General features: G+C 69.6%; 12 protein-coding genes. 6 read left to right on the top strand and 6 right to left on the bottom strand.

What is annotated here, in order from left to right; translation table 11 throughout:
• Position 1 precedes the first annotated feature (1 nt).
• Positions 2-1,675 (bottom strand): MOSC and FAD-binding oxidoreductase domain-containing protein, encoded by a 1,674-nt coding sequence (locus ABZU76_RS47965; RefSeq protein WP_354884045.1) that lies wholly within the window; start codon positions 1,673-1,675, stop codon positions 2-4.
• Between the two features lie 110 nt (positions 1,676-1,785).
• Between ABZU76_RS47965 and ABZU76_RS47970 the strand changes: the two genes are divergently transcribed.
• Together ABZU76_RS47970 and ABZU76_RS47975 are read left to right on the top strand one after the other, a co-directional pair.
• Positions 1,786-2,682 carry a LysR family transcriptional regulator gene (locus ABZU76_RS47970; RefSeq protein ID WP_354884048.1) on the top strand — a complete coding sequence of 299 codons (897 nt, stop codon included), beginning with the start codon at positions 1,786-1,788 and terminating at the stop codon, positions 2,680-2,682.
• Positions 2,683-2,887: 205 nt separating this feature from the next.
• Positions 2,888-4,126 carry a cytochrome P450 gene (locus ABZU76_RS47975; RefSeq protein ID WP_354884051.1) on the top strand — a complete coding sequence of 413 codons (1,239 nt, stop codon included), beginning with the start codon at positions 2,888-2,890 and terminating at the stop codon, positions 4,124-4,126.
• Positions 4,127-4,187: 61 nt separating this feature from the next.
• Here ABZU76_RS47975 and ABZU76_RS47980 read toward each other — a convergent pair whose 3' ends face one another.
• Positions 4,188-4,904: an SDR family oxidoreductase gene (locus tag ABZU76_RS47980; RefSeq protein ID WP_354884054.1), complete on the bottom strand. Its 717-nt coding sequence runs from the start codon at positions 4,902-4,904 to the stop codon at positions 4,188-4,190.
• 378 nt (positions 4,905-5,282) lie between these two features.
• Between ABZU76_RS47980 and ABZU76_RS47985 the strand changes: the two genes are divergently transcribed.
• On the top strand, positions 5,283-5,999 hold the full coding sequence (locus ABZU76_RS47985; RefSeq protein WP_354884057.1) for an SDR family oxidoreductase: 717 nt from the start codon (positions 5,283-5,285) through the stop codon (positions 5,997-5,999).
• A 62-nt stretch (positions 6,000-6,061) separates the two neighbouring features.
• Positions 6,062-6,910 carry a DUF427 domain-containing protein gene (locus tag ABZU76_RS47990; RefSeq protein WP_354884059.1) on the top strand — a complete coding sequence of 283 codons (849 nt, stop codon included), beginning with the start codon at positions 6,062-6,064 and terminating at the stop codon, positions 6,908-6,910.
• 86 nt (positions 6,911-6,996) lie between these two features.
• Here ABZU76_RS47990 and ABZU76_RS47995 read toward each other — a convergent pair whose 3' ends face one another.
• Positions 6,997-7,908 (bottom strand): LysR family transcriptional regulator, encoded by a 912-nt coding sequence (locus ABZU76_RS47995; protein WP_354884062.1) that lies wholly within the window; start codon positions 7,906-7,908, stop codon positions 6,997-6,999.
• Between the two features lie 71 nt (positions 7,909-7,979).
• On the opposite strand from ABZU76_RS47995, the gene ABZU76_RS48000 reads away from it, so the two are divergent.
• Positions 7,980-8,666 carry a nitroreductase family protein gene (locus tag ABZU76_RS48000; protein ID WP_354884065.1) on the top strand — a complete coding sequence of 229 codons (687 nt, stop codon included), beginning with the start codon at positions 7,980-7,982 and terminating at the stop codon, positions 8,664-8,666.
• 5 nt (positions 8,667-8,671) lie between these two features.
• On the opposite strand, the gene ABZU76_RS48005 is transcribed toward ABZU76_RS48000, so the two are convergent.
• The 3 genes from ABZU76_RS48005 to ABZU76_RS48015 are packed head-to-tail and all read right to left on the bottom strand — an operon-like array spanning position 8,672 to position 10,601.
• On the bottom strand, positions 8,672-9,484 hold the full coding sequence (locus tag ABZU76_RS48005; protein WP_354884068.1) for an MOSC N-terminal beta barrel domain-containing protein: 813 nt from the start codon (positions 9,482-9,484) through the stop codon (positions 8,672-8,674).
• 10 nt (positions 9,485-9,494) lie between these two features.
• Positions 9,495-10,076, bottom strand: coding sequence for a helix-turn-helix domain-containing protein (locus ABZU76_RS48010; RefSeq protein WP_354884070.1), 582 nt, complete (start codon positions 10,074-10,076; stop codon positions 9,495-9,497).
• Between the two features lie 24 nt (positions 10,077-10,100).
• The gene (locus tag ABZU76_RS48015) at positions 10,101-10,601 is read right to left on the bottom strand and encodes a CGNR zinc finger domain-containing protein (protein WP_354884073.1); all 501 of its coding nucleotides are present in this window, start codon (positions 10,599-10,601) and stop codon (positions 10,101-10,103) included.
• A 93-nt stretch (positions 10,602-10,694) separates the two neighbouring features.
• Between ABZU76_RS48015 and ABZU76_RS48020 the strand changes: the two genes are divergently transcribed.
• The gene (locus ABZU76_RS48020; RefSeq protein WP_354884076.1) at positions 10,695-11,567 is read left to right on the top strand and encodes an alpha/beta fold hydrolase; all 873 of its coding nucleotides are present in this window, start codon (positions 10,695-10,697) and stop codon (positions 11,565-11,567) included.
• The last annotated feature ends 125 nt before the right edge of the window (positions 11,568-11,692 follow it).

The following is an 11,692-nucleotide window of genomic DNA, read 5'->3' on the forward strand; positions in this document are numbered from 1 at the left end:
GCTACTGGTCGAGCACGACGTCGGTCACCGGCCGGGCGCAGCAGACGAGGATCCGCCCGGCCGGGGGCAGTTCGAGCGGCGCCGGGTCGTACGTCGTCCTCCCGGCGAGCAGCGGGGTGTCGCAGGTGTGGCACACGCCGCTGCGGCAGGCCCAGCGCGTGGGCACCGCACAGGCTTCGGCCAGCTCCAGCAGGGTTTTCCCGTCGTCGCGCCACCGGACCGTGAGGCCGCTGCGGGCGAAGCTGACGGCGGGACCGGTTCCGGGCGGGCCGTCCGGCTGGTGCGGCGCAACGGTGCCGGCTCCGCGCACGCCGGGGTTGATCGCGGCGAGGGCGCCGAACAGTTCCGTGTGGACGTCGGCGCAACCCAGGGCGACCAGGGCTTCGCGGACGTCGTCCATGAAGGCCTGCGGGCCGCAGACGTACGCGGTGGCGTCGGCCGGCAGGGCGAGTTCCTTCAGCGTCCGGCCGGTCACACGCCGTCCGTCGGCGCCGGATTCCGGCCGGGTGTGGAAGAAGTGCGCGTGACTCTTCGGCAGTTTTGCGAGCAGTCCGCGGACTTCGAGCTCGAACGCCTGGTCCGCCGTGTTCCGGGCCGTCTGGATCCACCAGACCTCGCGCGCGGGTTCCTCGGTGGCGAGCTGGTGCAGCATCGCCAGGACCGGGGTCACGCCGACGCCGGCGGACAGCAGCACGACCGGGCCGGAACCGGGCTCCAGCACGAAGTCGCCGCGCGGCGCGGCCACGTCGAGGATGTCGCCGGCTTTCAGCACGTCGTGCACGTACGTGCTCGCGGCGCCGTCGCGCTTCACACTGATGCGGTAGCCCTCGATCGTCGAGAGCGAATAGCTGCGGACCAGCGGAGTTCCGTCGGCGCCGGGCAGCCGGACGGTGAGGTACTGACCGGGCCGCGCGGCCGGGAGGGTTTCGCCGGGCGCGTCGAGGTACACGGACGTGATGGTCGCGCTCTCGCGTACGAGCTTCGCCACGGTGAGCGGCCGGAACCCGGTCCAGCCCGGACCCGCGTGCTTCTCGGCCGGGCTGAGCAGGTCCCGGAACGACTGGCGCCAGCCGGGGCTGAGCGCGGGGATGTCGACCGCGGATTCGAGGGCTTCGGTGGTGCGGTTCGGGGTGTAGAGCAGGGCGTCGACCTCGGCGACAGTCATCTCGTGCGGCCCGCGCCGCGTCCGCACGATCTCGTCGCCGGACCGCACGTGGCCCTCTTCGAGCACCCGGAAGTAGAACCCCGGCCGCCCGTGGGACACCAGCAGCGACGGCAGCTCCGGCTCGTTCAGGCGCATGCTGACGCGGAAGCACGTGACCCGCGGTTGCGTCACCTCGAACTCCGCCTCGCCGATGCGGTAGCGGTCGCCGAGGCAGACCTCGTCGTCGGGCAGGCCGGTGACGGTGAAGTTCTCGCCGAACTGCCCGAACTCGTAGCTGTCGTGCCCGAAGTACGCCTGCCAGTACTCGATCGATTCCAGCTGGTAGACGAAAACTGCCCGCTGCTCGCCGCCGTGGCCGTACGGGTCGCCCTGTCCGTCGCCGTCGACGTTGAGCCTCCGCACCATCCGGGGACCGCTGACCGCGCTCTTCCAGATGCCGGTGTGGACGATCCTGCCGTTCCACTCGACGTCCTTGGGCATTCCCACGTTGACCGACACCAGCGTTGGCACTCGGGCTCCTTCCTCGATGGCGCCAAACTACTGCGGGACGCGTTTTCCCCGGGGCGGGGGAAATGGTCACGTCACATGAAATTTTCGGAGGATCTTGTTAGATTTTCCGAATGACAACGCTGCGCGCCCTGGAATGTCTGGTCGCCCTCGTGGAAGAGGGTTCGGTGACGCGTGCCGCGGCCTCGTTGCAGATGTCGCAGCCCGCGCTCTCGCACCAGCTCGCCTCGCTCGAACGCGAGATCGGTACACCGATGGTGCAGAAGATGGGCCGCGGCGTGCGGGTGACCGCGGCGGGCCACGCGGTCGCGGAAGAGGCGCGGGTGGCGTTGAAGGCGTCCGAACGCGCGGTGCGCGTGGGCCGCCAGATCGGCTCCGGCGGCGCGGGCCGGCTGCGGATCGCCTGCGCGGAGACGATGACGGCGTGGCTGCTCGTGCCCGTGCTGCGGCACTGGCGGGCGCGCCGGTCCGAGGTGCTCATCGAGCTCAGCGAGCACACGAGTTCCGACCGGATGGTGGATCTCGTGGCCTCGGGCGAGGTCGACGTCGCCGTGGGGCCGCGGCCGTCCGAAACGGCTGAGCACCTCGAAGTGCTCGGCGAGGAGGAGGTGGTGGTCGTCGCGCCGGCGGGGCACCCGTTCGCCGAACGCCTGTCGGTGCCGTTCGCGGATCTCGCGGCGGAGCCGTTCGTCCACTTCGTGAGCGACAACGGGTTGTCCGTGTGGCTCGACCAGCTCGCCGCGGAACACAGCGTGGTGCTGGATCCCGTGCTGCGGACCAGGAGCCCGCGCACGGCCGCGCAGCTCGCGGCCGCGGGCATGGGCGTGACGATCGTGCCCGTCTCGGCGCTGCCGGCTCGCCCGCCGGGTGTGGTGCGGCGGCTGGATCCCTTGGTGGAGCGGGAGATCGTGGTGGTGGTCGCGTCGCCGTCGGACTCGCTGGTCGAGCTGTTCGTGGGCGATCTGCGTCGGCGAGGGTTGCCGGGCGGTCGCCCCTCACGCGCGAACTGAGAGTGTGACGGAATTCTTTCGTTCTCGGCGACACGGGTTTCGCACCGCCCGACGCGGTTACCGTGGCGGGCGACCTGGTTGTCGACCGGGAACGCGAGGTGGGTTCGCGAGCGCGGACCGACACCGGACTCTCTTCTCCCGCAAGGATTCTCACGGCTTCGTGTGGTCCGGCGCGCGTTCCCCCGAACACGGAAGAAGCGCGTACGTGGATCAGCTGCAGGCTTATGTACTCGACGTCGACGGGACCGACATCCAAGCGGAGGGCGCGCGGCTGCGCGAAGGCGGCTCGGCGGTGGTGGTGGAGCTGCCGGGCGGAGTCCGCGCCTGGGCAGTCGGCCACGCCGGCACACTGAAGTCCCTCCTGACCGACAGCAGAGTGTCCAAGGATCCGCGGCAGCATTGGGCCGCGTGGAAGGAAGACCGCATCGCCGCCGACTGGCCGCTGCGGCTCTGGGTGTCGGTGCAGAACATGTTCACCGCCTACGGAAGCGACCACCGGCGGCTGCGCTCGCTGGTCGCGTCGGGTTTCACCGCGAAGCGGACGATGGAGCTCAAGCCGTGGGTCGAACGCATCACGGCGACGCTGCTCGACGAGGTGGCCTCGCTGGGCCGGGCGAACGGTGTCGTCGACATGCGGGCGGCTTTCGCGTATCAGCTGCCGGTGGAGGTCATCTGCCAACTGTTCGGTGTGGACGACTCGCAGCGCGCGGGCCTGCGCAAGGTGGTGGACACCGTGTTCGACACGACGACCACCCCCGAAGCCGCCCAGGCCAATGCCGAGGACATGTACCGGATCCTCACGGGCCTGGCCGAGCAGAAGCGCGCGCAGCCCGGCGACGACGTGACGAGCGCGATCATCGAGGCCGACTCCGACCGCTTCGGCCGGCTCACCGACGCCGAGGTCGTCGACACACTCATCCTCATGCTGACCGCCGGGCACGAGACGACCGTGAACCTGCTGGACCAGGCCGTGACGGCGATGCTCACGCACCCGGAGCAGCTCGCGCTCGTGTGGTCCGGCGAACGCACGTGGAGCGACGTCGTCGAGGAAACCCTGCGGTGGCAAGCTCCCGTGGCGTACCTGCCGCTGCGGTACGCGGTGGCGGACATCGACCTGGGTGACGTCGTGATCCCCGAGGGGGACGCGATCCTCGCCGCCTACGCCGCGGCCGGGCGTGACGAGGCGGAGTACGGCGAGACCGCGGGCGAGTTCGACATCACGCGCGGGGTGAAGCAGCACCTGGCGTTCGGGCACGGGATCCACCACTGCCTCGGTGCCCCGCTGGCGCGACTCGAGGCGACGACGGCGTTGCGGATGTTGTTCGAGCGGTTCCCTGACCTGGCGTTCGCGGAGCTGTCGACGCGGTTGGCGCCGATGAGCTCGTTCCTGTCCAACGGTCACGCGGAGCTGCCGGTGCGGCTGGGGCGCGACGCATCTGTCTGATCTCAGCAGTGGTGGCCTCGATTCCGGGGCGGAATCGAGGCCGCCATGGTGTTCTTTTGGCTCACGTCAGGGGTTCGCCGCCGTCGACGCGCAGGGTCACGCCGGTCAGGAACGGGTTGGTCATCGCGAACAGCACGGCCGACGCGATGTCGTCGACGGTGCCGATGCGCCGGGCCGGGTTGTGCGTGCGGAAGTGCTCGAAGTAGGCGGCTTTGCCTTCTTCGCCCATGGCGTCCCAGATGCCGGTGTCGATGACGCCCGGGGAGATCGCGTTCACGCGGATCGGCGCGAGCTCCAGCGACAGCGAGCGTGTGAGAAAGTCGGCCGCGCCGTTGGTGATGGCGACGCCGAGGAAGCCGACCGCGGGCTTGAACGCGGCCACACCGGAGAAAAGCGTGAAGGAACCACCTGCGGCGAGGTGCGGGGCGAAGTGCTTGGCCAGCATGACGGGCCCGATGACCTTGGTGTCGAACGAGCGGCGCAGCGCGTCGCGGTCCAGCTCTTCGAGGCGGCCGCGGGCTCGCGACGACGCCGTGGTGACGAGGTGGTCGACCGAGCCCAGGCGTTCGGCCAGTGCGGTGATGGACGCGTCGACGGTCACGTCGACCTCTTCGGCGCGGATGCCCTCGTCGTCGTAGGCCTGCTCCAGTTTGGCCTTGTCGCGGCCCGCGACCACGACTTGGGCGCCCTCGGCGCGCGCGGCGAGCGTGACCGCCCGGGCGATGCCGCTCGGCCGTCCGATGACCAGAACCGTGCGATTTTCCAGCGCTGTCGCCACGACCGTCCCTCCCGTGCTCCTCTGTGGACTCTTCCACCGTACGGTCCCGGCGCGCCGGGGAGCTATCGATGTTATGGCAGGTCAGGTGAGGTTTTGCGCATGGATCTCTTTCAACCATTAGGCGGGTTTTCGGTCGTCGACCTTGATCGAATGAGTGGCTGAAAGTACGGGTCTTGCGTTCTTGTGACTAATGGGTATAGCGTCATCGTAGACGTTAGCTAGGCGGCGGGCAAGACGAGGAAGGACGCGGCGGCCGGAGCCCGGCAAAAGCCGCGCGAAACATTCGCCGGCTCTCGCTCACGGGCAGAAAACTTTCATGGAGCGGGCCGTACCCCCGGCCTACGCTTCCTCGCGGGACTGTTCAAAGGAGACACACTCATGTCCGAATCCCTCAAGGGACGCAAGGTTCTCGTCGTCGGCCGCGGCAGCGGCATCGCTCGGGCCGTGGTGCTCGCTGTGCGCGCCGCCGGCGCGGAGGTCGTCGTCGCGGGTCGCGACGAGGAGAAGCTCAAGGGCGCGTACGACGATCCGGGTATCTCGGTCGAAACGGTCGACCTGACCGACGAGGCCGGCGTGGCCGCGCTCGCCGAGCGTCTCGGACAGGTCGACCACGTCGTGTCCACGGCGTCGGCTCGCGCCCGTGGCCTGGTCGGTGACCTCGCGCACGGCACGATCGCGCTTTCGTTCGAAACCAAGGTCATCGGGCCGATCCTGCTGGCGAAACACCTCGCCCCGAAGATGCCGGCCGACGGCTCGATGGTGATCTTCTCCGGCGCGACGGCCCGTAAGCCGTCGATCGGGATGCTGGCGGTCGCCGCCACCAACGGTGCGGTCGACTCGCTCACCAAGGCGCTCGCGGTGGAGCTCGCGCCGATCCGCGTCAACGCCGTCTCGCCGGGCACGATCGACACCGGCGCGTACGACGCGCTCGGCGACGAGAAGAAGGCCGCTCTCTTCGCGCAGCGTTCGGCGAGCAACCCCGCGCGGCGGATCGGGACGTCGGAGGACATCGCCGACGCCGTGCTCTTCGCGCTGACCAACGGGTTCGTGACCGGGGTGTCGCTGGGGGTCGACGGTGGCGAGCCGCTGGTGTGACTCTGTCCTCAGCGGACAGAACTTGACCGTGTACCTGCGCAAACGATGAAGGGAGGTTCGTGATGCCACTACCGTGGTTGCTCGCTGCGCAGCCGGAGGTGTTCCGGGGCAAGTTCCTCGTGCCCGACGCGTTGCCGGATCGCCTGTCGTACCGCGAACCCCTGCGGCGCAGGCTGCGGGTGCGGTTCGCGGGGGAGTGGATCGCGGACAGTGAGGACGCGATTCTCCTGCACACGCCGGGGCGGTTCCCCGTCGCGTACTTCCCGGCTACGGACGTTCGCGTGGAGGTCCTGGAGTTCCGGCAGCGGACGACGCTGCACCCGGATCTCGGGAAGACGGCGTGGTTCGCCGTTCGCGTCGGGGACCGGATCCACGAGGGCGCGGCCTGGCAGCACGTGCGTCCGCCGGCTCACGCCGCGGAGTTCGCGAACCTCGTCGCCTTCTCGTGGCGGGCGATGGACGGGTTCCAGGAGGAGGACGAGCCCGTCACCGCTCACGCGGCGGATCCGTACCACCGCATCGACGTGCGGAACGCCTCGCGTGAGGTCCTGGTCGAAATGGACGGGCGGGTGGTCGCGAAATCGCGCCGCTCGCGGGTGTTGTACGAATCGGACCGGGAGCCGCAGTGGTATTTGCCGCGCGCGGACGTCGACGAGATCGCGTTGTCCGAGGAGACCTTGCGGACTCGGTGTCCATACAAGGGGGTTGCGACGTACTACGCCATCGGTGGTCGGTCCGGGGCCGCGTGGTCCTATGCGGACGCGCCGGCCGAGTCGGCTGCGGTCGCCGGGTTCGTGGCGTTCGACCCGAACAAGCTCGGGGTGTACGTCGACGGCAAGCGGCTTCACCACACGCTCGGCCGGGGCGGAGCGAAGGCGGGTCTGGATCGGGCGTTCGCTTCAGGACGTTGAGGCCGACACGCTGAGGCCAGGAAGTTCAGGCTACGAAGTTCAGGCTAGGACGTTGAGGTCCGGGCGCTGTGGGCGAAACGCCGTGGTCAGCGGCCCTCCGCGAACAGCCGTTCGCAGTGGTCGAGGAATGCCTGCGCGCGATGCGTGAGTGGACCCCCTGCCGGCCAGCCCATGATGACGGGCGTCGAAGGTGCCTTTTCGCGCAACGGAAGTGCGATCACTGCCAAGCCTTCGTAGGAATGCGACAGCGCGGGTTGCTGGACGGTCATCGAGTAGCCGAGACCACGGGCGACAAGCGACCGTGCGAGTTCGAAACTTCGCGCCCGGTGTGTCGGCACCATCGCCAGATGTGCGGACTCGAACACGGCGCGGAAGTAGCGCTCGCTCGGTGGCACGTCGAGCAGGATGAAGGGCTCGTCGGCCAGCTCCCCGAGCGACAGCGACTCGCGGCCGGCCAGCCGATGGTTGCCGGGCAGGAGGATCGCCGGCTGCTGGTCGTACAACGTCCGGAAGGTGATCGCGGGGTAGACGTCCTGTTCGTAGAGGAAAGCGATCTCACACCGCCCGTCGAGCAGGTGGTCCTGGATCTCGGGCAGGCTGCCCTCGACGAACCGCACAGAGACGTCCGGATGATCGTTTTCGAACGTCGCGATGGCCGCCGGCAAGTGGAACGGCGCGATCGGGCCGTAGCAGCCGACGACCAGCGTGCCGCTCACGTCCTGGCCCAGGCCCCGGGCTTCCACGCCGAGGTCGCTCATGGCCCCGACCACCCGCCGCGCGTCGGCGAGCACCTGCTTGCCGGCCGCGGTGAGCGAAGCACCACGCCGGGGTGAGCGGATCACCAGCCGCAGGCCCAGTGCGCGTTCCACCTCGGTGAGAGCCAGCGAAATGGCGGCCTGCGAGACGTGGCAGCGCGTGGCCGCGGTGGTGAGCGAACCCGTTTCGGCGACGGCGATCAGGTATTCGAGCTGCCGGATCGTCACGTTCGGCAGGTTCATGAGCTCAGCATATAACTGGGCTCAGTTCTTCAAGCTGGACTCGGTAATCGCTGGTTGGCAGTGTGGCTGGGGTGACTCAGACGCGGAAGCACCGATACCCGTTCGTGCCGTACGCCCCGCAGCGGCTGCCCGTCGACGAGGGGTTGCGCCGAGGCGCCGAGTTCCACCGGCACCTGGATCGGCGGCGGTCGGTGCGCTGGTTTTCGCCCGACCCCGTGCCGGTCGAGGCGATCGAGCTCGCGGTGCGCGCGGCGAACACCGCACCCAGCGGCGCGCACCAGCAACCGTGGACGTTCGTCGCCACACAGGATGCGGTGGTGAAACACCAGATCCGGGCGGCCGCCGAACAGGAAGAACAACGTTTCTACCGCGAGCGGGAGATTCCCGAGTGGCGCGCTGCGCTGGCACCGCTGGAAACGGACGAACACAAGGAGTTCCTGGAAGTCGCACCCTGGCTCGTGGTCGTGTTCGCGCAGAAACACCGGGTGTTGCCGAACGGACAGCTGCAGAAGACCTACTACGCGTCCGAGAGCGTCGGGATCGCTTGTGGATTCTTCATCGCCGCACTGCACTCGATGGGGCTCACGACGTTGACACACACGCCGAACCCGATGGCGTTCCTCGGCCGGGCGCTGCACCGCCCAGCGACCGAGCGGCCGTACATCCTTTTCCCCGTGGGATATCCGGCCGACGACTGCGAAGTCCCGGACCTCACCCGGAAACCGCTGTCCGAAGCGCTGGTGTTCGTCGGCGACTGAGCTTGTCAGGCCAGCGTGATCGGATCGTCCAGGTGGAGCGTGCCCGGCCGCACGACCTCGGCGTACGCGCCCGCGCACGGCATGGCCTTGCCGAGGCCGGCGACGTCGACGCGGTTGCCCGCCATCACCGCCCGCACCGCCTGCGGGTTGCGCGGCAGAGTGCCGTGGGCGAGCGACGGCACGGCGCATCGCGGCGTGGGCAGCGTGACCCGCAGCCGCGCGCCCGTGCCGGCCTCGCCGAACTGGATTTCCTTGCCCAGCCAGTGGTTCTCGACGAACGCGCCGGTGCCGGGCGGGGTCGCGATGACGAGGTTCGGCCGGTACCGGATGGCTTCGGTGTCGAGGTGGTCCAGCGTCGCGGTGCTGATGAGGTGGATCGGGGAGTGGTCCACGAAGTTGTGGCCGGGGGTGCCCTGGCCGATCTGCAGCGTCTGCGCCGGGACCACGGCGCTCACGCCGTTGTCGAGCACGTCTTCCGGTGCCGGGCGCTCCACGGACGCGCCGTCGGGCCGGATCCCGGACACCGTGATCGCGCGGCCCAGCAGATCCGACAGGCGCGAGCCGGCTTCGGGGTCGTCGGCGGCCAGCTTGGTGCCGTCGGGGAAGGTGATGAACACGCGGCCGTCCGTCTCGGCCGCGAGCTCCAGGAGGCGGCGCCACAGGCGCGGGTGCTTCGCCGTCGCGACGAAGCCGGTGTCGGAGTCGATCACGGCGAGCGTGCGGTCGCCGTCGAGACCGGCGGCGTCGACTCGTGCCTCGGTGACTTCCTCGCCGAGCATCGATTTCACCGGGTAGCGCCGCAACGCGACTACACGCACGTCTGCCTCCTCAGGGGTGTTCGGAACCGGACACGGGATGGTGGACGGCTGACGCGGTCGACGCGATGAGCACCCGCGCGGTGCGGGCCGACGTGTTGTGCAGCCGGTGCGTGCGGCCGGAGTCGAACTGGATGGAGTCGCCTGCCTTGAGCGAGATCTCCTCGTCGCCCAGGAGCAGTGCGACGGCACCGGCGCGGACGTGGAGCCATTCCTCGCCGGTGTGGTGCACGGCGCCGGTTTCGGTGCCGGGCGGCAGTTCGAGCCCGACCACCGCGATGGTGGCGCGCGGCCCGCTGAGCACCTCGTAGCGGCCCTCGGCGTTTTCGTGCGCCACGCCCTGGCCGGCGCGCACGAGGTGGTAGTCCTCGTCGGGCTGGTCGGCCACGAGCTTGCCGATCGAGATGCCGTACGTGCGCGCGAGCTGTAGGAGGCTGCCGATCGAGGGCTGCCGTTCCCCGCGTTCGAGGCGCGACAGGTGGGCGACGGAGATCCCCGTGAGCTCCGCGAGCTGGGTGAGCGTGAGCCCGCGTTCCGTGCGCAGCTGCTGGAGTTTGCGCGCGACCAGGCGGTCGATGTCGCTGTCGTCACCCATGATCGGACACCACCCGGCGGCCGGTCACGCGCCGGCCTGGCGGGTGCGCTGGTAGTGGCGGCGGGCCTTCATGCGGTTGCCGCACACGGCCATCGAGCACCAGCGGGCGGTGTTCGGCTTGCTGTGGTCGATGAGGAACAGGCGGCACTCCGGGTTCGCGCACGGCCGGAGCCGGCCGGGGCTGGCGTGGCGCAGCGTGTCCCAGGCCAGCACCGCGCGCGAGGCGGCCGCGCGGCCGGGCGAGGTGTCGAGGTCCCACTTGATGCCGCCGTCGTCGAAGACCGCGCGGTAGCCGAGGCCGTCGACGAAGGGGGCCAAGGCTTCCGGCTCCGCGTCGCCGCGCACGACGTCCTGCAGCGCCGCGCGCACGTCGACCAGCGCGCGCCACTCCTGCGCGGACGCCGGCTGTCCGTGGGCGGTGAGCCACTCGCGGCCCAGCTCGGCGTCAGCGAGCTCGTCGTGCGGCGTCCCGTCGAGCACCGGGGTGGTGTTCAGCAGGTCGAGCAGCAGCTTCTCGTCGGTCACGAGTCCAGGCTAACCGGCAAACTCGGGGTTGACAAGTTAGGCAGACCCTGTTTGAGTTCTAACCATCAAACAGGGCGATAGGAGTTAGATATCATGACCGCTGTTCACTACCGCTACGCGACCGTCGACGGCCGGCAGCTCTTCTACCGCGAGGCCGGGCCCGCCGACGCCCCCGTGGTCGTGCTGCTGCACGGCTTCCCGACCAGCTCGTTCATGTTCCGGAATCTGATCCCGGCGCTGGCCGACCGCTACCACGTGATCGCGCCCGACCACCTCGGTTTCGGCCTGTCCGACGCGCCGTCGGCCGACGAGTTCGGCTACACCTTCGACGCGCTGACGGACCTCACGGCCGGCCTGCTGCGCCAGCTCGACGTCACCCGCTACGCGATCTACGTGCAGGACTACGGCGCCCCCATCGGCTGGCGCCTCGCGCTCACCAACCCCGACGCCATCACCGCGATCATCACCCAGAACGGCAACGGCTACGACGCCGGTTTCGTCGACGGCTTCTGGAAGACCGTGTGGGACTACCAGGCCGAGCAGAACGCCGAGACCGAGGCCAACATCCGCGGCGCGCTCAGCCTCGACCTGACGAAGTGGCAGTACATCACCGGCGTGCCCGACGAGACCCTCGTCAGCCCCGACACCTGGAACCACGACTTCGCGCTGCTTTCACGCCCGGGCAACGACGAGATCCAGCTCGCGCTCTTCCGCGACTACGCCACCAACTCGCCGCTGTACCCCGCGCTGCACGAGTACCTGCGCAAGACCCAGCCACCCGTCCTCGCGGTCTGGGGCAAGAACGACCCGATCTTCGGCCCGGACGGCGCCACCGCTTTCTCCACTGACGTGCCCCACGCCGAAATCCACCTCCTCGACGGCGGCCACTTCCTCCTCGAAAGCGCGGGCGACGAGGTCGCTGCCCACATCCGCGACTTCCTGGGCCGCGTGGCTCCGTCGCGCTGAGCTTTCCCTTGCGGCGTGGGCGTTTCCCTCAGCGCCACCGGCTTTCCTCCAGGCGGCCCAGCCTTGCGCGACGCCATCCCCGCCGCGCAGGTCCGCGGCCCCGGCGGGCCGGCCGCCCGGAGCCC

The sequence above is a fragment of the Amycolatopsis sp. NPDC005232 genome, assembly GCF_040607795.1.
Lineage (GTDB): Bacteria > Actinomycetota > Actinomycetes > Mycobacteriales > Pseudonocardiaceae > Amycolatopsis.